The organism is Mycobacterium ostraviense, assembly GCF_002705925.1.
GTDB classification, from domain to species: domain Bacteria; phylum Actinomycetota; class Actinomycetes; order Mycobacteriales; family Mycobacteriaceae; genus Mycobacterium; species Mycobacterium ostraviense.
Genome location: NZ_NKRE01000001.1, coordinates 3,194,962 through 3,214,064 on the forward strand (window position 1 = coordinate 3,194,962; position 19,103 = coordinate 3,214,064).

At 66.0% G+C, this 19,103-nt stretch carries 22 protein-coding genes; 14 read left to right on the forward strand and 8 right to left on the reverse strand.

The features are described 5' to 3' along the window. A partial coding sequence (locus CDN38_RS14595) for a transposase (protein ID WP_180276330.1) occupies positions 1–245 on the forward strand: 245 nt, incomplete at its 5' end. Between the two features lie 114 nt (positions 246–359). Here CDN38_RS14595 and CDN38_RS14600 read toward each other — a convergent pair. Then, a complete protein-coding gene (locus CDN38_RS14600) occupies positions 360–1,184 on the reverse strand; it encodes a glycoside hydrolase family 25 domain-containing protein (protein WP_075509746.1) in 825 nt (274 codons plus the stop codon). An 84-nt stretch (positions 1,185–1,268) separates the two neighbouring features. Here CDN38_RS14600 and CDN38_RS14605 point away from each other — a divergent pair, with 84 nt between their 5' ends. The 5 genes from CDN38_RS14605 (at position 1,269) to CDN38_RS14625 (ending at position 4,557) form a co-directional block, all read left to right on the forward strand. Further along, the gene (locus tag CDN38_RS14605; protein ID WP_075509747.1) at positions 1,269–1,682 is read left to right on the forward strand and encodes an MmcQ/YjbR family DNA-binding protein; all 414 of its coding nucleotides are present in this window, start codon (positions 1,269–1,271) and stop codon (positions 1,680–1,682) included. A gap of 115 nt (positions 1,683–1,797) precedes the next feature. Continuing rightward, complete coding sequence (locus CDN38_RS14610) at positions 1,798–2,049, forward strand: hypothetical protein (RefSeq protein ID WP_082276359.1); 252 nt, start codon at positions 1,798–1,800, stop codon at positions 2,047–2,049. A gap of 11 nt (positions 2,050–2,060) precedes the next feature. After that, a complete protein-coding gene (locus tag CDN38_RS29460) occupies positions 2,061–2,216 on the forward strand; it encodes a DUF6131 family protein (protein WP_023368814.1) in 156 nt (51 codons plus the stop codon). Between the two features lie 153 nt (positions 2,217–2,369). Next, positions 2,370–3,074 (forward strand): response regulator transcription factor, encoded by a 705-nt coding sequence (locus CDN38_RS14620; protein WP_075509748.1) that lies wholly within the window; start codon positions 2,370–2,372, stop codon positions 3,072–3,074. Next, the gene (locus CDN38_RS14625; protein ID WP_075509749.1) at positions 3,052–4,557 is read left to right on the forward strand and encodes a sensor histidine kinase; all 1,506 of its coding nucleotides are present in this window, start codon (positions 3,052–3,054) and stop codon (positions 4,555–4,557) included. Before CDN38_RS14620 ends, CDN38_RS14625 begins: the two co-directional genes overlap by 23 nt. A 23-nt stretch (positions 4,558–4,580) precedes the next feature. Here the strand turns inward: CDN38_RS14625 and CDN38_RS14630 are convergent, their stop codons facing one another. Next, the gene (locus CDN38_RS14630; RefSeq protein ID WP_075509828.1) at positions 4,581–5,057 is read right to left on the reverse strand and encodes a lipoprotein LpqH; all 477 of its coding nucleotides are present in this window, start codon (positions 5,055–5,057) and stop codon (positions 4,581–4,583) included. A 169-nt stretch (positions 5,058–5,226) separates the two neighbouring features. On the opposite strand from CDN38_RS14630, the gene CDN38_RS14635 reads away from it, so the two are divergent. Next, positions 5,227–7,107: an alkyl/aryl-sulfatase gene (locus tag CDN38_RS14635; RefSeq protein WP_075509750.1), complete on the forward strand. Its 1,881-nt coding sequence runs from the start codon at positions 5,227–5,229 to the stop codon at positions 7,105–7,107. A gap of 392 nt (positions 7,108–7,499) precedes the next feature. Here CDN38_RS14635 and CDN38_RS14640 read toward each other — a convergent pair whose 3' ends face one another. Genes CDN38_RS14640 through CDN38_RS14655 form a run of 4 tightly spaced genes read right to left on the reverse strand, consistent with a single transcriptional unit; the run spans position 7,500 to position 11,613 of the window. Beyond that, positions 7,500–8,471 (reverse strand): NADPH:quinone oxidoreductase family protein, encoded by a 972-nt coding sequence (locus CDN38_RS14640; protein ID WP_036419126.1) that lies wholly within the window; start codon positions 8,469–8,471, stop codon positions 7,500–7,502. A gap of 13 nt (positions 8,472–8,484) precedes the next feature. Further along, positions 8,485–9,792, reverse strand: coding sequence for an acyl-CoA dehydrogenase family protein (locus CDN38_RS14645; protein ID WP_075509751.1), 1,308 nt, complete (start codon positions 9,790–9,792; stop codon positions 8,485–8,487). A gap of 17 nt (positions 9,793–9,809) precedes the next feature. Then, complete coding sequence (locus CDN38_RS14650; RefSeq protein WP_075509752.1) at positions 9,810–10,574, reverse strand: SDR family NAD(P)-dependent oxidoreductase; 765 nt, start codon at positions 10,572–10,574, stop codon at positions 9,810–9,812. 1 nt (position 10,575) lies between these two features. Further along, positions 10,576–11,613, reverse strand: coding sequence for a phosphotransferase family protein (locus CDN38_RS14655; protein WP_075509753.1), 1,038 nt, complete (start codon positions 11,611–11,613; stop codon positions 10,576–10,578). A gap of 86 nt (positions 11,614–11,699) precedes the next feature. Here CDN38_RS14655 and CDN38_RS14660 point away from each other — a divergent pair, with 86 nt between their 5' ends. Both CDN38_RS14660 and CDN38_RS14665 read left to right on the forward strand, forming a co-directional pair. Next, positions 11,700–12,338, forward strand: coding sequence for a histidine phosphatase family protein (locus CDN38_RS14660; RefSeq protein WP_075509754.1), 639 nt, complete (start codon positions 11,700–11,702; stop codon positions 12,336–12,338). Between the two features lie 82 nt (positions 12,339–12,420). After that, the gene (locus CDN38_RS14665) at positions 12,421–13,473 is read left to right on the forward strand and encodes a phosphotransferase family protein (RefSeq protein ID WP_075509755.1); all 1,053 of its coding nucleotides are present in this window, start codon (positions 12,421–12,423) and stop codon (positions 13,471–13,473) included. Positions 13,474–13,575: 102 nt separating this feature from the next. On the opposite strand, the gene CDN38_RS14670 is transcribed toward CDN38_RS14665, so the two are convergent. Next, positions 13,576–13,935 (reverse strand): LapA family protein, encoded by a 360-nt coding sequence (locus CDN38_RS14670; protein WP_075509756.1) that lies wholly within the window; start codon positions 13,933–13,935, stop codon positions 13,576–13,578. A 107-nt stretch (positions 13,936–14,042) separates the two neighbouring features. On the opposite strand from CDN38_RS14670, the gene CDN38_RS14675 reads away from it, so the two are divergent. Genes CDN38_RS14675 through CDN38_RS14695 form a run of 5 tightly spaced genes read left to right on the forward strand, consistent with a single transcriptional unit; the run spans position 14,043 to position 18,121 of the window. Then, a complete protein-coding gene (locus tag CDN38_RS14675; RefSeq protein ID WP_075509757.1) occupies positions 14,043–14,990 on the forward strand; it encodes an ABC transporter substrate-binding protein in 948 nt (315 codons plus the stop codon). Continuing rightward, positions 14,987–16,081, forward strand: a complete 1,095-nt coding sequence (locus CDN38_RS14680; protein ID WP_075509758.1) for an ABC transporter ATP-binding protein — start codon at positions 14,987–14,989, stop codon at positions 16,079–16,081. Before CDN38_RS14675 ends, CDN38_RS14680 begins: the two co-directional genes overlap by 4 nt. Positions 16,082–16,084: 3 nt before the next feature. After that, positions 16,085–16,765 (forward strand): ABC transporter permease, encoded by a 681-nt coding sequence (locus tag CDN38_RS14685; RefSeq protein ID WP_075509759.1) that lies wholly within the window; start codon positions 16,085–16,087, stop codon positions 16,763–16,765. A 5-nt stretch (positions 16,766–16,770) separates the two neighbouring features. Further along, on the forward strand, positions 16,771–17,517 hold the full coding sequence (locus CDN38_RS14690; RefSeq protein ID WP_075509829.1) for an ABC transporter permease: 747 nt from the start codon (positions 16,771–16,773) through the stop codon (positions 17,515–17,517). A 4-nt stretch (positions 17,518–17,521) separates the two neighbouring features. Then, complete coding sequence (locus CDN38_RS14695; RefSeq protein WP_075509760.1) at positions 17,522–18,121, forward strand: putative glycolipid-binding domain-containing protein; 600 nt, start codon at positions 17,522–17,524, stop codon at positions 18,119–18,121. On the opposite strand, the gene CDN38_RS14700 is transcribed toward CDN38_RS14695, so the two are convergent. Then, complete coding sequence (locus CDN38_RS14700; protein ID WP_075509761.1) at positions 18,084–19,028, reverse strand: prephenate dehydrogenase; 945 nt, start codon at positions 19,026–19,028, stop codon at positions 18,084–18,086. The genes CDN38_RS14695 and CDN38_RS14700 overlap by 38 nt on opposite strands. Positions 19,029–19,103 lie beyond the last annotated feature (75 nt).

Below are 19,103 nucleotides of genomic sequence, written 5' to 3' on the forward strand. Positions count from 1 at the left end.
AAGCCATGACCGCATGGCTCCAACAGCAACGCCACTGGCTCACCGTCGAACGGCTACCGGGCTACGCCCACGACCTCAACCCCATCGAAATGGTATGGGGCAACCTCAAAACCGTCGAACTGGCCAACCTGTGCCCCGACACAATCGACGACGCCCACGCCGCAGCCGAATCCGGACTCAACCGCATCGGCTCCAACTACGACCTGTGTTTCGCCTTTCTCAACCACACCGGCCTTTCTCTATGACCAAGAGTCACCGTATTACCGAAAGCTCTTTAATTGTTCAACGAAGAACGGATATGCGGGAGTTAAACCCTATTCCCGCGCAACAGCTTTCAGCCCGGCAGTCAGGGCCGCAGCCTACTCTGCCAGCATGCCTTCCACGTCGTCCTTGATTGCCACGATCGCGTCGACGGGGGTGAGGTTCTGGCCTTGGCTGTTCTGCCCGAGTTGTGGCCAGCCGGCGCCGTCGGGCCCGCGCAGTTGGTCCCAGATCTCGCGGACTTTGGTCAACAGCTCGGCCTGTTCCTCGTCGGTGAGCGCCATCAACGGTCCTCCGTTCCCTGTAATGCCGCAGGCGGCGGCGAATTGCCGTGGTGTCAGTCCGTCGGCAGAGTTCATGTCGCACCGGCCGAACGGCGGTGCCCCCTGCGGCAGATTCGGGCTGTAACCCGAGCCGTCGGTGTACTGGTGGGCGACCTGGCCGGGAAGGTGGGGATTGGAGCCATATCCGGCCGCGATCACCCGCAGGCCCGGTGGACGCACCCGCCACATATTCCAGAAGTCATATGCGTTGGCATAGCCAATGATTCGCCTGGGCGAACCGGCGTAATCGGCCAGGTTCCAATACAACTGGTTGATCCACGCCGACCCGTCGCCCGGCGGGTTTCCGCCCGATTCGACGTCGAGCATCAATGCCACCCGCCGGTGCAAGCCGCCTCCGGTGTCGATCATGGTGCGCACGGTATTGGCGTTGGCCAGCCAATTCGGACGGACGTAGGTGTAGACGATCCCGAATTCCAAACGCCTGCTGTCCAATGCGGCCCGCATCCACGTGTAGTTGCGCGCAAAGTTGTGATCGCGATAGGTGCCGTCGGAAACCCGAATGGAAAGCACTCGATAGGGATATGAGTCATCAACGGGCACTTGATATTCGGATACGTCGGCGAACAATGTATCGGGCACGGCCCCCAATCCCCTTTTACCGCAAGGTTTGTCGCCCATGGTACAGACCCGGTTCCCGGGTATCGGGCGGGTATTGTCCCGGTCATGGCTGACCGACCCGCCACGGTTGACGACGTGCACCGGATCGCCGCGTCGATGCCACACGTCAACCGCGTGGCCGGGCCGCAGGGCAACCCCATCTACCAGGTGGGCGGCAAGTCGTTCGTGTACTTTCGCACCCCGCGACCGGACGCGACCGACCCGGACACCGGTGAGCGCTACACCGACGTCATCATGCTGTGGGTGGAGTCCGAGGCCGACAAGCTGGCCCTGACCCAGGATCCCGCGTCACCGTTTTTCACCACCCCGCACTTCGACGGACATATGTCGGTGCTCGTGCGGGCTAGCCGATTGGCGGAAATCGGGACCACGGAACTGGCCGAACTGATCCAGGACGCGTGGCTGTCACGGGCTTCGAAGAGGCGCGCCGCACGATGGCTCGCCGCCCAAAACCGGTAGTTTGCCAACCCGCGGAAATTCTGACCGCTAATTCGCCTCGGGTTCGCCTCGGCACCATGTTTGAACATGGGTGCAACGGGTATCTCAGGTGCTGCGGGATTTTTCTCGAAACACAATGGAGGTCACCATGCGTGGGCGCGGAGTCGTCGGGGCGATTGTGCTCGTGTGGTTACTCATCGGAGTCTTCGCGACGTGGCAGCGAGGCTACTTCAAGGGTGAGCAAACAAGTTGCGCTTCAGCGGGAACCGTTGCGGTGACGGTGATCGCGGGACCGTTGAATTACTTCGGTGTGAACCCGAAAGTAACAAATTGCCGTTTGCCGCAGCCCAGCTCAATGCAGCTGGTCGATCACCTCCCCTCAATGTAAAGGAAGTCGCCATGATCGTCGTCGGTGCCATCTTGCTCATTCTCGGATTCGTGTTCGGCATCCATTTGCTGACGGTGCTCGGGATCATCTTGCTGGTGATCGGAGCCGTGCTTTGGGCCCTGGGCTCCATGGGTCGCCCGGTCGCCGGCCGGCGGTACTGGTACTAGCGCTCGGCGCCCAAGCTCGCGTGGCCCGCCTGTGCCCACAGTGACCACGCGACTTTTCACAGCTTGCGCATAGCAACGGCATAGCGTCGGCCTAGTCCGGTGCGGATACTGGGAACCGTGACGAGCCCGCGAACTCCGCCCGGGCGAGTCGTCATGTCCCGCGCCGACGGACAACCGATCAGTGTGCTGGTCGTTGATGACGAACCCGTTCTCGCCGAAATGGTTTCGATGGCGTTGCGCTATGAGGGCTGGAATATCACCACGGCGCAAGACGGCGCGTCGGCGATCGTAGCGGCCCGCGCCGCGCGGCCCGACGTCGTCGTACTCGACGTGATGCTGCCCGACATGAGCGGCTTGGAGGTACTGCACAAATTGCGCCGGGAGAACCCTCGCCTGCCGGTGCTGCTGTTGACGGCCAAAGATGCGGTGGAAGACCGCATCGCCGGGCTGACCGCAGGCGGCGACGACTACGTCACCAAACCGTTCAGCATCGAGGAGGTCGTGCTGCGGCTGCGCGCGCTGCTGCGGCGCACCGGCGTCACCACCGTCGACAGCGGTGCCCAGCTCGTGGTCGGAGATCTGGTGCTCGACGAGGACAGTCACGAGGTGGCCCGCGCCGGCGAACCGATCTCGTTGACCTCCACCGAGTTCGAGCTGCTGCGCTTCATGATGCGCAACTCCAAGCGGGTGCTGAGCAAGGCCCAGATTCTGGACCGGGTATGGAGCTACGATTTCGGCGGCCGGTCCAACATCGTCGAGTTGTACATTTCCTACCTGCGCAAAAAGATCGACAACGGACGCGCACCCATGATCCACACGCTGCGCGGCGCAGGCTATGTCCTCAAGCCGGCCCGTTAACGTTCCGCGGACCTGGTCATTGCGCCTGCGACTGCTGGTCGGACAGGTCGTGGTTCTGGTGCTGGTCTGTATCGGAATCACCGCGGCAACCGAACTGGCCCTGCGCCACCATCTGGTGAAGCAGCTCGACGGCCAGCTCAGCGGGGCCTCCTACCGCTCGGCGTTGCTGTACCCCGAGCCGTCGCACCGGCACGAACCGCGCTACGTGCGGACCGGCCCCGGCCCCAGGTTTCTCGACGCGCCCGGTCAGCCGGCCGGCATGGTCGCGGCGGTGGTCAGCAACGGCAAGACGATCGACGCCGGCTATCTGACCGGCAGTGGCGCCCGGGCCGCGTTGAGCGACAAGGCCCAGGCGCAGCTGGCCGCAATCGCCGGCAGCCGCGCGCCGGTGACCCTGAACCTGGACGGTCTGGGTCGCTACCGTGTCGTTGCGGCCACCAGTCGAAACCGCACCGACGTCATCGTCACCGGCCTGTCGATGTCGGGTATCGACGCCACGATGTTGCGGATGCTGATCATGTTCGGGATCGTCACCGCGGTCGCGCTGCTCGCCGCGACCACCGCCGGGGCGATGATCATCCGGCGGGCGCTGGCGCCGCTGCGGCGCGTCGCCCACACCGCAACCGAAGTCGTCGATTTGCCCTTGGACCGGGGCGAAGTCGCATTGCCGGTCCGGGTGTCCGACACCGACGCGAACCCCTACACCGAGGTGGGTCAACTCGGGTCGGCCCTGAACCGGATGCTCGACCACATCGCGGCCGCGCTGTCGACGCGGCAGGCCAGCGAAACCCGGGTGCGCCAGTTCGTCGCCGACGCCAGTCACGAGCTGCGCACCCCGCTGGCCGCGATTCGCGGCTACACCGAACTCGCGCAACGCATGAGCGACGACCGTGCCGCGGTGGCTCATGCCATGACCCGGGTGGCTTCGGAGACCGAGCGGATCACCCGCCTCGTCGAGGACCTGTTGCTACTGGCCCGCCTGGATTCCGGACGGCCGCTGGAACGCGAACCGGTGGACCTGTCCCGCCTGGCGGTTGACGCGGTCAGCGACGCACACATCGCGGGCCCGGATCACAAGTGGGAGCTGGACTTGCCGCCGGAGCCGGTGGTGGTCACCGGTGATGCCGCGCGATTGCATCAGGTAGTAGCCAACCTGCTTGCCAACGCCCGCATCCACACCGGCCCCGGCACGGTGGTGACGACCCGGTTGAGTGTCGAATCGGCGCGCGCCCTGCTGCAGGTGGTCGACAACGGCCCGGGCATTCCGGCAGGACTGCAGTCGGAGGTATTCGAGCGGTTCGCTCGCGGGGATACCTCTCGCTCCCGCAAGGGCGGCAGCACCGGGTTGGGTCTGGCGATCGTGTCGGCCGTTGTCAAGGCCCACAACGGAACCATCACCGTCAACAGCTCGCCTGGGCATACCGAGTTCGCGGTGCGGTTGCCACTCGACGAGTGGCAACCGCCCGCATCGTCACACGGTTGAATCGCGCTTGGCTGGCCGGGCTGCTAGGGGCAGGTGACGTCGATTTCGAACGGCTTGTTCACGGGCTGCATCGGGTTGGCCATGTCGACGCCGGTCGCCGTGCCAGTGATCTTGTAGGTGCTGCCGCTCTTGCTCGCCTCGGCCTTGCCCTGGCCGGTGCCGGAGGTGTATCCGAGGGTCACGCCGTTGACGTTGCCCAGGCCGACCGACTTCACCTCGGGTGGGTTGGCGTCGGTGAGCACGGCAGCGATGCCGGTGGCTGCCCCACCGATCGCGATGTTGACGTTGCCGGCCGCCGTCGTGCAGACGACCGAGCCGGTCACGTGCTGGTCCTGACCGTCGATGATGACCTTTGTTCCCGAGGCCCCACCGGCGCTTGCCGACGTGGCGCCGCTGCTCGAGCTTCCACCACCGCTGGTCGATTTGTTGCTCGAACATCCGGAAAGGCCCGCGGCCAGAATCGCCGCTCCGGCTACCGCTACAGCCAGTCCACGCTTCACCTGTGCTCCTTTGCCGTCGTAGCGATCCACTGGCTTTGAGGACCGCCCCGGCAGTATGCAAGTTAACCGAACAAAGGTCTAGGGTCCTAAGCAACTATTTCTATCCTCTATATTTCCTGTTAGTCACTTAAGAGGACCTTCCGGGGACCGTCGCGTTAATGGCAATGTATTGCCGGTGAACGCCAAACCCCCTTCCGCGGCCATCGAGTCCGCCCATCGCGAATATGTTCCGCCGAGCGATGACCCGACCGACTTCGACAATGCCGATCGCGGATTCATTGCGGCATTGTCCCCGTGCGTGATCAAGTCGGCCGACGGCCGCGTGGTTTGGGACAACGACGCGTATTCATTCCTGAGCGGACCCGCGCCGACATCGGTGCATCCCAGCCTATGGCGGCAATCGAGACTGGCCGCCAAACAAGGCTTGTTCGAAGTGGTGCCCGGTATCTACCAGGTCCGGGGCTTCGATATTTCGAATATCAGCTTCGTCGAAGGCGATACCGGCATCATCGTCATCGATCCGCTGGTCTCCACCGAGGTCGCCGCTGCGGCGCTGGATTTGTATCGCACCCACCGCGGCGGTGACCGCCCCGTCGTCGCGGTGATCTACACCCACAGCCACGTCGATCATTTCGGGGGCGTGCTGGGCGTCACGTCACAGGCCGACGTCGACACCGGCAAGGTCACGGTGCTGGCCCCGGAAGGTTTCACGGCGCATGCCGTCCAGGAGAACATCTACGCCGGCGGCGCCATGATGCGTCGCGCCGGTTACATGTACGGCTCCTACTTGCCGCGCGGCCCTCAGGGGCAGGTGGGCTGCGGTCTGGGACAGACACTTTCGACCGGTGAGGTGTCGCTCATCGTGCCGACCGTCGACATCAGGCAGACCGGCGAGATACACACCATCGACGGGGTGGAGATCGAATTCCAGATGGCCCCGGGCAGCGAAGCCCCCGCCGAAATGCACTTCTACTTCCCGCGCTTCCGCGCGCTGTGCATGGCCGAGAACGCCACCCACAACCTGCACAACCTACTGACGTTGCGCGGGGCGCTGGTGCGCGATCCGCGTGCCTGGTCGGGGTATCTCACCGAGGCGATCGAGACCTTCGCTGATCGCGCCGACGTCGTGTTCGCCTCACACCACTGGCCAACTTGGGGGCACGACAACATCGTTGAGTACTTGTCGCAGCAACGCGACATGTATTCCTATCTGCACGACCAGACGCTGCGGCTGCTGAACCAGGGGTACACCGGTGTCGAGATCGCCGAAATGTTCCAAATGCCGCCGGCGCTGGAGCGGGCATGGCATACCCATGGCTACTACGGGTCGGTCAGCCACAATGTGAAGGCAATCTACCAGCGCTACATGGGCTGGTTCGACGGCAACCCCGGACGATTGTGGCCCTACCCGCCGGAAGCCATCGCTCCCCGTTACGTCGAGGCGATGGGCGGCATCGATCGGGTCGTCGAGCTGGCCGGTAAAGCCATTGCTGACGGTGACTTCCGCTGGGCGGCAATGCTTCTAGATCATGCAGTGTTCACCGACAGTAACCATGCCGCAGCCCGACACCTCTACGCCGACACCTTGGAACAGCTTGCCTACGGCGCGGAGAATGCGACGTGGCGCAACTTCTTCCTGTCCGGGGCGACGGAGCTACGGGACGGCAACCTCGGCACGTCGGGGCAGGCGCCGTCGCCGACGTTCTTCGACCAGCTGACCCTGGACCAGATCTTCGATGTCGTGGCCATCAGCATCAACGGCCCACGGGCGTGGGACCTGGACCTCGCGATCGACTTCAGCTTCACCGAGCCGGCGGAGAATTATCGGTTGACCCTGCGCAACGGTGTGCTGATCCATCGCAAGGTCCCGGCCGACCCAGCGACGGCGAACGCGACCGTGGCCGTAGGCGACAAGGTGCGGCTGGTTACCGCGGCGCTGGGCGACACCAGTTCACCGGGTTTCGAGGTATACGGAGACGAGACGGTGCTGCAGACCTTCCTGAGTGTCCTCGATCGGCCCAACCCGGCTTTCAACATCGTCACGCCCTAGCCCGTGCCTGACCGGCCGCTGGCGGTGTCGAGTGTGCGCTTGTGGCGCGGACTGTCCGGCCACCCGACCGGTCCGATCGTCAAACTCCCGCCCTACATACACAGTCAAAGCCGTCACTGCACACTCGATACGGCGGCATGACAGCCGATTCGGTGAGCACGTGAGGCATCTCCCGAACGCCTGCCACCACAAGAGGTTTGAGCACGATGCGGCATCGGCGTGCCGAAAAACACGCCAAGGTGTGCCGAAAACAGAGCCAGGCATCCAAGGCTGCGCAAGAAGACACCGTTGACCAGCAGCATTCGTGGTCACCTTGAATTTCCGAGTGGGGCGGGTAGATCCGACCATACTTGGCCACCGAAACGCTTGGGGCACAGGTGAAAACCGCGAGATCAGGCGACGTCGATGACCACCTTGCCCAGGACCTTGCGCTCGGCCACATAGCGCAGGGCCGCAGCGGTGTCGGCCAACGGAAACCGCGCGCCGATGTGGGGCCGGACCGTGCCGGCGGCGAACAGCTGCGCCAACTCACCGAGGTCACGGATGGCATCGGCGGGGTGGTCACTGGCAAAGGTGCGAATCTCCATGCCGCGCACGGCGATGCCCTTGAGCAGAACGAGGTTGAGCGGGATCGCCGGGATGGTGCCGGCCGCGTAGCCGAGGGTGATGAAAGTCCCGCCGCGGGCCAGGCCACGCAATGCCGGCTCCGAGTACCGGCCCCCGACCGGGTCGATCACCACGCGCGCGTTGTCGTCGGTGAGCTCTCGGATGCGGGCTTTCAGGTCCTCGCGGTCGTAATCGACCGTTGCCTGCGCGCCCCGCTGTGCACACAGCTCCAGCTTCTCCGCGCTCGAGGCCGCCGCCAGCACGCGGGCACCCATGGCGACCGCCAGATCGACGGCGGCAAGACCCACACCGCCCGCGGCGCCCAATACCACCACCCAATCGCCTTGCGACACTTGCCCAACCGAGCGCAACGCGTGATACGTGGTTCGGTAGGTGACCCCGAAGGCGGCGGCCGAAGCCAAGTCGGCATCGTCGGGAACGAGCGTTGCCGACGACGCATCCAGCAGCGCCCGCTCGGCGAATGCTCCGACGGCCGTGGTCCCGAACACCCGTTGGCCCGGCCGGAACGGCGTGTCCGCGCCGGCGGTCAGCACCTCGCCGGCGAGTTCGCTGCCCGGCGTGAACGGCACCGGGATCTGAATCTGGTACTTGCCGGCGATCAATAGCACGTCGGGAAAGTTGACCGCCGCGGCGCGCACCCGCAGCAGGAGCTGGCCAGGCCCCGGGACCGGGTCGGGAAGCTCGCAGACAACCAAGTCCTCGGGCGGGCCGTACGCACGGCACACGACCGCACGCATCAACCGGCTCCGGTCACGACGAAGAGGGAAGGGCCGGAACACGATCCACGAGGTCGCCGTACTTGGCGCGGGCGGCCTCACGGCGGACGTCCAGCATCTCGCTGGGCCGCTCGGCGTCTTCGGCGTCGTAGTTCTTCAGCAGCAGCCGGGCCAGGTTGACCTTGTGCGCCTCGGTGGGTCCGTCGGCCAGGCCGAGCGCCACCCCGCCGAGCAGCACGTTGACCAGCGGCAGCTGATCGGTGGTGCCCAGCGCGCCGTGCACCTGGATGGCGCGCAGCCCAATCGATTTGAGTACTTGCGACGCGAGGATCTTGCAGGCACCGATCTCGGCTCGCGCCGCATGCTCGCCGGCGGTGTCGATCAGCCAGGCCGCATGCAGCACCGCCAGCCGGAAGGGCATCAGCTCGGTGTAGGAGTCGGCGATGAACGCTTGCACCAGCTGCTTGTCGGCCAACGAACTACCCTGGGTGAAGCGGCTTTTCGCCCGTCGGGACATCATCTCGATGGCGCGTTGCGCCATCCCGATCGAGCGCATCGCGTGATGCAACCGGCCACCGGCCAGCCGGGTCTGCAGAATCATGAAGCCCTGTCCGGGCTCGCCCAGCAGCGCGTCCGGTCCCACCCGCACGCCGTCGTAGCGCACCAGCGAATGTCCGGGTTCGTGCGGGTGGGCGCCGACCAGGTGGTGGTTGGCCTCGATGGTCAGCCCTGCGGCTCCGGCCGGGACCAGGAATGTCGAGGCGCCGCGATGCACGGGCACGTCGGGATCGGTGATAGCGACCACGATGAAGAATGACGCGACGGATGCATTGGACGAGAAGTACTTTCGCCCGGTGATCACCCAACCGCCACCGTCGCGGACGGCACGGGTGGTGAACACCCGCGGGTCGGCGCCGCCTTGCGGTTCGGTCATCGAGAAGCAGGAGAAGATCTCACCGGACAGCAGGCCCTGCAGGTAGCGGTCCTTCTGCTCCTGGGTACCGAAGCGCGCAATGATTTCGGCGTTGCCGGTGTCGGGTGCCTGGGTGCCGAACACGATCGGCGCCCACGGGCTGCGGCCCAGGATCTCGTTGATCAGCGTCAGCTTCACCGCGCCGAAGCCCTGCCCGCCCAGTTCTGGACTCAAATGCGGTGCCCACAAGCCCTGGTCGCGAACCTGCTGCTTGAGCGGATCGACGATCCGCCGGCGTTGGTCGTCGAGTGGCAGGAACTCGCAGCCCGGGAACAGCACTTCGAGAGGTTCCACCTCGTCGCGCACGAATCCGCGGATCCAGTCGAGCTTCTTCTCGAATTCGGGTTCGGTGGAGAAGTCCCAAGGCACGTGAGTGCTCCTATCTTTCAGGGGATTCCGCCGTCGGCCCGGACAATCGAGCCGGTGGTGAAGCTGGATGCGTCGGAGGCGAGAAACAGTGCGGCGCCGACGATTTCGGACGGATTTCCGGCCCTGCGCAACGAAAGGTGCCCGAACGGATTCTGGGTTGCCTGCTCCAGGTTCCAGGCCTTGCTGATATCGGTCAGAAACGGTCCGGCCATCAGTGTGTTGACCCGCACCGAAGGCCCGAACGCCCGGGCGAGACCTTCCGTCATCGCATTGAGTCCTGCCTTCGCCGCGGCGTAGGGGATGATGTCCGCGCCCGGCCGCAGCGACCCGGTGGAGCTGACGTTGATGATCGACCCGCGCCCGGCCGCCACCATCCGTTCGCCTACCAGTGCCGACAACCGGAACGGCCCTTTGAGGTTGAGGTTGACGACGGCGTCGAATAGCTTCTCGGTGACGTCGGTGAGCTTGTCGTACAGCGGTGACATGCCGGCATTGTTGATCAGCGTGTCGACCTTGCCGAACCGGTCGTAGGCCGCCTCGACCAGCCCGTCGAGCTGGTCCCAGCGTCCTATGTGCACCTGGTAAGCCATCGCGGCGCGCCCGGTCTCGGCTTCGATCTCGGTGGCGGTGGCCACGCAGTTGTCCAGGTTGCGGCTGGCAATCAGCACGTCGGCGCCGCAGCGGGCGAGCGCGAAAGCCATTTCGCGGCCCAATCCGCGGCTGCCGCCGGTGATCAGCACCACCTGGTCGGTGAGATCGAAAAGCCGGTCCGCATAACCCATTTCAGCGAGCCTTAGCGAGCTCGGCCGCGGTGGCGATGAGCTGGGGGACCATCGTCGCGAAGGTTTCGGTGATCTTCGGGTCCACCTCATGGGGTCCCGGCCGAACCGCGGCCGCGTAGGTCTTCTCCAGCACGATGCCCAGTTTCCAGTTGGCCAGCACCAGGTAGTAGTCGATGTTCTCGGTGGACAGCCCGCTGATCGCCTCATAGTGCGCCAGCAGCTCGCTGCGTCTGGGCATGCCGCGCATGTCGAGATAGAACCCATCGGCGCGCGGCTCCTCGCCGTCATAGCCCAGTAGCGCCCACGCCAGGTCCAGCAGCGGATCGCCCACCGTCGCCATCTCCCAGTCCACGATCGCGGCCAGCCGGGCCGGCGCCCCGTGCGCGAACATGACGTTGGCGAATTGATAGTCGCCGTGCATGACGCCCGGCCTGTAGTGCGCGGGGCGGTTGCGGCGCAGCCAGTCGGCGGCCTCCTGCAGGCCGGGTAATTCGCGCACCTGAAAAACGGCCAGGAAGCGCAGCCAGCGATCGACCTGCCGTTCATGGAAACCCTCCGGACGGCCGAACCCGTCGAGGCCCTGCGCTCGCCACTCCACCCTGCCCAGCTTGGCGGCGCCCTCGACGAGCTGGAACGCCAGCCCGCGCCGGGCGTCCGGGTCGGTGTCGAACGGCGCCTGCCACCCGCGGTCCATCGGGCTCCACCCGTCGATCGCCGCCATCACGTAGAACGGCATGCCCAGCACCGAGCCGGTCTCATCGGCCGCAATGAGCTCAGCGTGCGGCACATCGGTGCCCGACAACGCCCGCGCCAGCCGGATTTCCCGCAGCAACCCGTCGACCCGGGCCGCGTCCGCCCGGGGGCCGGGCATCCGCAGCACCATGCGTTGATCGGCGCGCCGAATCAGGTACAGCGTGTTCTGGGATCCGCCGCTCAGCTGCTCGAGTTCCGGCCACGCACCGCCGCCCGGTGCGCCGTTCGCATCGAGCCAACGACCGATGACGCCGGCGTCCAGCTGCGTTCCGCTGGCAGTCGTCATTGGCTGCACACCCGCTCTCGGTTCGGAGAATTCCATTCTCAAGCGGCATGGTAGCGCCGGGCAAGCCGCGTGTAAGGCTTGGCCCCATGCAACTGCTTCTGGTCCGTCATGCTTTGCCGCTGCGCAGCGAACACGGCGAGGGTTCAGATCCGGACCTGTCGGACACCGGCATAGCCCAGGTCGCGCGGCTACCCGAGGCGCTGGCCAAATTCCCCATCTCGCGGGTGGTGAGCAGCCCGCAGCGACGCGCCATCCGGACCGCCGAACCGGTCGCGGCGGCGCTTGACCTGTCGGTCGACATCGACGACCGATTCGCCGAATATGACCGCGACCTTCCGGTGTACATCCCCGTCGAGCAGATCCGTGAAGAAAATCCGCAGGAATGGGCGCGGATGGCTCAGGGGCAGCTACCCAGCGTCGTCGACGAGGATGCCTTCCGCGCGCGGGTCCGCGCGGCCGTCGACAACGTCGTCGTCTCCGCCGACCCGGACGAGACCGTCGCGGCTTTCAGCCACGGCGGGGTGATCAACGTGGTGCTGCACGAGATCCTGGGGACGGCGCGCCTGTTGTCGTTTCCCATCGACTACGCCTCGGTGACGCGGCTGTTGTTCTCCCGGTCTGGTCAGGCGACGGTGGTGACGGTCAATGCGACCGAACATGTGTGGGACCTATTGCCCCGGAACCGGCGTCTGCTCGGCGACGATGCGGGCCGTGGAACGGCCTGAGGAGGAGCCGGGCAATCAGCGTCTGCTCGGCGACGACGCGGGCCGTGCAGAGCCTGGCCGCCGACGGTGGTAAACAAGTTCGGTGACTTCGGTTCACGGACTCGACGGCCTCGACCTGGCCGCACTCGACGGATATCTGCGTTCGCTCGGCGTCGAGCGCGACGGTGAGTTACGCGGTGAGCTGATCTCCGGCGGCCGCTCCAACCTCACATTCCGGGTCTACGATGACGCGACGAGTTGGCTGGTGCGGCGCCCACCGCTACACGGCCTGACGCCGTCGGCCCACGATATGGCCCGCGAGTATCGGGTTGTCGCCGCACTGCAGGACACACCGGTGCCGGTGGCGCGAACGATCGCCCTGTGCGAGGACGACTCGGTGCTGGGCGCGCCGTTTCAGATCGTCGAATTCGTTGCCGGACAGGTGGTGCGCCGTCGCGCTCAACTCGAAGCGCTCGGCAGTCGCATCATCGACCGCTGCGTCGACGCATTGATCCGGGTGCTCGTCGACTTGCACAGCATCGACCCGAACGCGGTCGGGCTCGGCGATTTCGGTAGACCCGACGGCTATCTGGAACGGCAGGTGCGCCGCTGGGGCTCCCAGTGGGACCTGGTGCGGCTGCCTGACGACCGCCGCGACAACGACGTCGCCAGACTGCATTCGGCTCTGCGGCAAGCGATTCCGAAGCAAAGCCGAGCATCGATCGTGCACGGTGACTACCGGATCGACAACACCATTCTGGACGCCGATGACCAGACGACGGTGCGCGCGGTGGTGGACTGGGAGCTGTCGACGCTGGGGGACCCGCTGTCCGACGCGGCCCTGATGTGCGTCTACCGCGACCCCGCGCTGGATCTGATCGTCAACGCGCAGGCTGCCTGGACGTCGCCGCTGCTGCCGACGGCCGACGAGTTGGCCGACCGGTATTCGCTGGTCTCCGGGATGTCGCTGGGGCATTGGGAGTTCTACATGGCGCTGGGCTACTTCAAGCTGGCCATCATCGCGGCCGGGATCGATTTCCGCAGACGCATGTCGGAGCTTGCCGGCGGCAAAGCCGATTCCGTCGACGAGGCGCCCGACGTCGTGTCGCCGCTGATCTCCCGCGGTCTGGCCGAGATCACCAAGCCGATGTCGTGACCCGTCGGGTCGAGTGTGCGGCGTGGCTTCGGCTGTGAGCCGACGGCGGGACGTCACGCGGGTTGCCTCCCGGCTCGCACACTCAAAGCCCAGGACACCCGGTCAACGGGTGGGCGGGCCGGCGGAGCGCAATGCCTGTGTGTGGGATTTCTTGGCGACACGACGCAACTGAATGATCCGCGCGGTGCCGACCGCCACGGTCAGCAACCCGCCCCCGACGGCCGCCAGCAGGATCGCCACCCCCAGCGGCAGGCTCCAGTGCCAGCCCAAGAAGGTGAACGGGGTGGAGGCGGTGTTCTGCGCGATGAAGACCAGCAACAGGATCAGGATCAAAAACCCGGCGATCAACGACGACCACAGGGCGCCGGCCCGGGTCAACGTGGACGCCGGGTCCTTGGCAGTCACACGAGGTCTGGGAGCCGAGGGCGGCTGTTCACGCGGGCCTGAGGGGTTGCTGGTCATAATGTCATCTTCTTCCCATCCTGCGCGGAATGAAACCAAGCTACGCGGGAAACGCGCATGAGGCGGGATTGCGGCGCCCCGATCGTGCTCAAGATAGGGTCACCGGCATGGGGATGCTGCGGCGCGCGCGTCGTGCGACACTTGCCGCGGCGGTCTGCTTGGTGACGGCATGCCCGGTGGCGGCGTGCGGCAACGCCGACCCGTTCGGGGCGTCAAATGGCAGCATCAAGTCGATCGTCGTCGGCTCCGGCGACTTCCCGGAGTCGGAGATCGTCGCGGAAATCTATGCGCAGGCGTTGCAGGCCAACGGTTTCGACGTCGGGCGGCGACTGGGTATCGGCAGCCGCGAGACCTACATACCGGCGCTCAAAGACCATTCCATCGACCTGGTGCCGGAGTACATCGGCAACCTGCTGCTGTACTTTCAGCCAGACTCCGCGGTGACCATGCTGGATGCGGTCGAATTGGAGCTCTACAAGCGGTTGCCCGGTGACCTGTCGATTCTGACGCCGTCACCGGCGTCGGACACCGACACCGTCACCGTCACCAAGGCGACCGCCACCAACTGGAACCTGACGACCATCGCCGATCTCGCGGCGCATTCTGCCGAGGTGAAGTTCGCGGCCCCGTCGGTATTCCAGACCCGCCCGGCCGGGCTGCCCGGGCTGCGCCAGAAGTACGGACTCGACATCGCGCCAGCCAATTTCACGACCATCAACGACGGCGGCGGCGCGGTGACCGTGCGGGCGCTGGTCGACGGAACCGTCACCGCCGCCAACGTCTTCAGCACGTCGCCGGCGATCCGGCAGAACAACCTGGTGGTCCTGGCGGACCCGGAGCACAACTTTCTGGCCGGCAACATTGTGCCGCTGGTCAATTCACAGAAGAAGTCGGATCGCCTCAAGGATGTCCTGGACGCGGTCTCGGCGAAGCTGACGACCGAAGGCATGACCGAACTCAATGCTGCGGTATCGGGTAACGACGGGGTAGATCCCGACCAGGCAGCGCGGAAATGGTTGCGCGACAACGGCTTCGACCATCCTATCCAGCAATGATCAGCTTCGACAAGGTCGCCAAAGTGTACGCCGACGGCACCACCGCCCTGGACCAGTTGAGCCTCGAAGTCCCCCAAGGCAGGCTTACCGTGTTCGTGGGCCCCTCCGGCTGCGGCAAGACCACCGCACTGCGGATGATCAACCGGATGGTCGAGCCGACCTCGGGCACCGTCATCGTCAACGGCACCGACGTATCCAAGGTCCACCCGGTGCGGTTGCGGCTCGGCATCGGCTACGTCATCCAGAGCGCGGGATTGATGCCGCACCAACGGGTGATCGACAACGTCGCGACGGTGCCCGTGCTCAAAGGACAGTCGCGCCGGGCCGCCCGCAAAGCCGCCTACCAGGTGCTCGAGCGGGTCGGGCTGAGTCCCAAGGTCGCCACCCGTTACCCGGCGCAACTCTCCGGCGGCGAGCAACAGCGCGTCGGAGTGGCGCGCGCGCTCGCAGCCGACCCGCCGATCCTGTTGATGGACGAGCCGTTCTCGGCCGTCGATCCCGTGGTCCGCCACGACCTACAGAATGAAATCCTGCGTCTGCAAAGCGAATTGCGCAAGACCGTCGTTTTCGTCACGCACGACATCGACGAGGCGTTCAGGCTCGGCGACGTGGTAGCGGTGTTCGCGCCGGGCGGCCACCTGCAGCAGTGCGACGAGCCGGCCAAGCTACTTTCGCGCCCGGCCAACAACTTCGTGTCGAAATTCATCGGCCTCGGCCGCGGTTATCGGTTGCTGCAGCTCATCGACGGCGCAGGGCTTCCGTTGCACGACATCACCTGCGTGACCGCAAACACCCTGCGCGACAAGCCACTCCCGGATGGCTGGGTGCTGGTGGTCGACGACGGCCACGCGCCGCTGGGCTGGATCGACGCCAACGGCCTGCGGCGCCACCAAAACGGCGCTGCGTTGTCGGACACCGTGACCGTGGTCGGCTCGGTGTTCCGCCCCGCCGGAAACCTCAGCCAGGCGCTGGATGCGGCGTTGTCGTCGCCCTCGTCGATGGGTGTCGCCGTCGACGAAGACGGCAAAGTGATCGGCGCAGTGCTGGCCGCCGACGTGCTGGCCGCGGTGACACGTCGACGGCAGGGCTGAGGCGTGCGTTATCTGCTGACCCACCTCGACACCGCCTGGGTGCTGACCGTGATCCATCTGCGGCTGTCGCTGATTCCGGTGCTGATCGGGCTGGCGATCGCGGTGCCGCTGGGCCTGGCGGTGCAGCACGCGCCGGTGCTGCGGCGATTGACCACGGCAACGGCCAGCATCGTGTTCACCATCCCGTCGCTGGCGCTGTTCGTGGTACTGCCGCTCATCATCAAAACGCGTATCCTCGACGAGGCCAACGTCATCGTCGCGCTGACTGCCTATACGACGGCGCTGTTGGTGCGGGCCGTGCTCGAGGCGCTGGATGCGGTGCCGGCACCGGTGCGTGACGCGGCCGTCGCGGTCGGCTACTCGCCGATCCGCCGGATGATCAAAGTCGAACTGCCGCTGTCGATCCCGGTACTTGTAGCGGGGCTGCGGGTGGTCGTGGTGACCAATATCGCGATGGTTTCGGTGGGCTCGGTTATCGGTATCGGCGGCCTGGGCACCTGGTTCACGGCCGGATACCAGACCGACAAGAGCGACCAGATCGTGGCCGGCATCATCGCGATGTTCACGCTGGCCGTCGTCATCGACATGCTGCTCAGCCTGGCCGGCCGGCTGGCCACACCGTGGGAGCGCGCGTCACATAGCCGCCGCCGGATCAGATCCACCATCGTCGGCGGTGCCCGATGAAAGCGATGAACTTCCTCGGGCAAACCTGGTCCTACGTCTCCACGGCGGCTAACTGGACCGGACCCGCCGGGCTGGCCGCCCGGACGGTGGAGCACTTGGAATACACCGGGCTGGCCGTGACCGCCGCGGTGGTCATCGCCGTCCCGATCGGAATGGTCATCGGGCACACCGGTCGCGGCCAGGTGCTGGTGGTCGCCGTGGTCAACGGGCTGCGCGCGCTGCCGACGCTGGGTGTGCTGCTGTTGGGCGTGCTGCTTTTCGGGCTCGGTATCGGCCCGCCGATCGGGGCGCTGCTGCTGCTGGGCATTCCGTCGCTGCTGGCCGGCACCTATGCGGGTATCGCCGGTGTCGACCCGCTGGTCGTCGATGCCGCTCGAGCGATGGGGATGACGGAATCGCGGGTGCTGCTGCGGGTCGAGCTGCCCAACGCGATGCCGCTGCTGCTCGGCGGGCTGCGCAGCGCGACGCTGCAGGTGGTTGCCACCGCGACGGTGGCCGCCTACGCCAGTCTGGGTGGGTTGGGCCGCTACCTGATCGACGGGATCAAGGAGCGCCAATTCCACATCGCCCTGGTCGGCGCGGTGATGGTGGCTGCGCTGGCGTTGATCCTGGACGCGGTGCTGGCGTTGGCGGTATGGGCGTCGGCGCCGGGCACCGATCGTCTGAGAAAGCCCGTAAGCAGGCCAAATCGCAAAATTGACGTCACAGTTAGCTCCAATTTGGCCACGTCCGACGGACACGTCCTACGGTAGGAGTGTGAACTCCGCTCCCTCTGATCCGGCCCGGCGCGTCTGGTCGGCGATGTTGACTTGGCGCGCCCAGGACGTCTCACGCATGGAATCGGTACGAATCCAGGTGTCCGGCAAGCGAATCAGGGCCAACGGCCGCATCGTGGCGGCGGCCACCGCGACAAATCCGGCCTTCGGTGCCTACTACGACTTGCAGACCGACGAGTCCGGCGCCACCAAGCGGTTCGGGCTGACCGTCACGCTGGCCGAGCGGGAACGGCAGCTTGCTATCGCCCGTGATGAGGAGAACATGTGGCTGGTGACCGACCACCAGGGCGAGCGGCGCGCGGCCTACAACGGTGCGCTCGACGTCGACTTGGTGTTCAGTCCGTTCTTCAACGCGCTGCCGATCCGGCGCCTCGGCATCCACGAGAAGGCCGAGTCAGTGTCCTTGCCGATGGTCTACGTCAATGTCCCCGAGATGACCGTCGACGCGGCCACCGTCAGCTACACCAGCGAGGGACGTCTGGACGCGATCAAGCTCCGTTCACCGGTCGCCGATACCACCGTGACCGTCGACGCCGAGGGATTCATTGTGGACTATCCAGGATTGGCAGAGCGGATCTGATCACCCCGCCAGCCCGGCCTGCGGCGGCCAGTTGCTCGCGCCATCTCTCGGCGCCGATCACCACCGTGATGATGTCGGAGCGCGGGAAGCTCTCGTAGCGGGTGCGTGCGGCGTGGCCGGCGTCGACCATGTCGGCCACCGACCCGTGGCCGGCCAGCGAATCACGGGCGCGGCCCAGCAACTCGATGACCCGGTCGGTGACCGGCACCAACTGGCCGGTGTTGGCTTCACACATCGCGCGCACCAGATCCGGGGCGGTGCCGGCGACTCGGGTGGCGTCCCGGAACGATCCCGCGGCAAGCGCGAACGCCAGCGGCACCTCGGCGGCGGTGATCGCCAGCGCCTCGGCAAGCAGATGCGGTAAGTGGGAGATGGCGGCCGCGGCGGCATCGTGCTCGTTGGATTTGGCGGGGACCACCACGGCTCCGCAGTCCAGTGCCAACGTCATCACCATCGACCACACCTGAGGATCGACGTGGTCGTCCACGGCGATCACCCAGGGGGCTCGGGTGAACAGCCCCCCATGGCCGGCGGCCCAGCCCGAGTGGGCGGTGCCCGTCATCGGGTGACCGCCCACGAAGCGGGCCTGCAGACCGGCGGCGGCGACCTCGTCGAGCACCGCGCATTTGACGCTGGTGACGTCGGTCAGCGGACAGTTGGGGGCCGACTCGCTGATATGGGCGAGCATGTTGGGCAAAGCCGGCACGGGAACCGCCAGCACGATCAACGCTTCGATGTCCGCGGCCCGAGTCAGCGTCGCGGAAAGATCGGTGCTGGCGTCAAATCCTTCGGCCCGGGCGCCGTGGGCTCCCTCCACCGACCGGTTGTAGCCGAAAACCTCGCGGCCGGCCGCTGCCGTGGCTCGCATGATCGAGCCGCCTATCAGCCCCAGCCCGAGCACGCACACGGGTGTCGTCTGCACAGTCCCAAGGTTGGCACACTTGTCCGGTCCGCGCGTAGCCCTAGTTGCTGTTGCGGGTCG

What these genes read in the sequence shown, in the direction of transcription:
- CDN38_RS14680 (WP_075509758.1), top strand. Translation starts at nt 14,987, where the DNA reads ATGATCAGCTTCGACAAGGTCGCCAAAGTGTACGCCGACGGCACCACC.
- CDN38_RS14605 (WP_075509747.1), top strand. Translation starts at nt 1,269, where the DNA reads ATGGCTGACCGACCCGCCACGGTTGACGACGTGCACCGGATCGCCGCG.
- CDN38_RS29460 (WP_023368814.1), top strand. Translation starts at nt 2,061, where the DNA reads ATGATCGTCGTCGGTGCCATCTTGCTCATTCTCGGATTCGTGTTCGGC.
- CDN38_RS14690 (WP_075509829.1), top strand. Translation starts at nt 16,771, where the DNA reads ATGAACTTCCTCGGGCAAACCTGGTCCTACGTCTCCACGGCGGCTAAC.
- CDN38_RS14640 (WP_036419126.1), bottom strand. Translation starts at nt 8,471, where the DNA reads ATGCGTGCGGTCGTGTGCCGTGCGTACGGCCCGCCCGAGGACTTGGTT.
- CDN38_RS14675 (WP_075509757.1), top strand. Translation starts at nt 14,043, where the DNA reads ATGGGGATGCTGCGGCGCGCGCGTCGTGCGACACTTGCCGCGGCGGTC.
- CDN38_RS14655 (WP_075509753.1), bottom strand. Translation starts at nt 11,613, where the DNA reads ATGACGACTGCCAGCGGAACGCAGCTGGACGCCGGCGTCATCGGTCGT.
- CDN38_RS14670 (WP_075509756.1), bottom strand. Translation starts at nt 13,935, where the DNA reads ATGACCAGCAACCCCTCAGGCCCGCGTGAACAGCCGCCCTCGGCTCCC.
- CDN38_RS14620 (WP_075509748.1), top strand. Translation starts at nt 2,370, where the DNA reads ATGTCCCGCGCCGACGGACAACCGATCAGTGTGCTGGTCGTTGATGAC.
- CDN38_RS14660 (WP_075509754.1), top strand. Translation starts at nt 11,700, where the DNA reads ATGCAACTGCTTCTGGTCCGTCATGCTTTGCCGCTGCGCAGCGAACAC.
- CDN38_RS14610 (WP_082276359.1), top strand. Translation starts at nt 1,798, where the DNA reads ATGGAGGTCACCATGCGTGGGCGCGGAGTCGTCGGGGCGATTGTGCTC.
- CDN38_RS14625 (WP_075509749.1), top strand. Translation starts at nt 3,052, where the DNA reads ATGTCCTCAAGCCGGCCCGTTAACGTTCCGCGGACCTGGTCATTGCGC.
- CDN38_RS14650 (WP_075509752.1), bottom strand. Translation starts at nt 10,574, where the DNA reads ATGGGTTATGCGGACCGGCTTTTCGATCTCACCGACCAGGTGGTGCTG.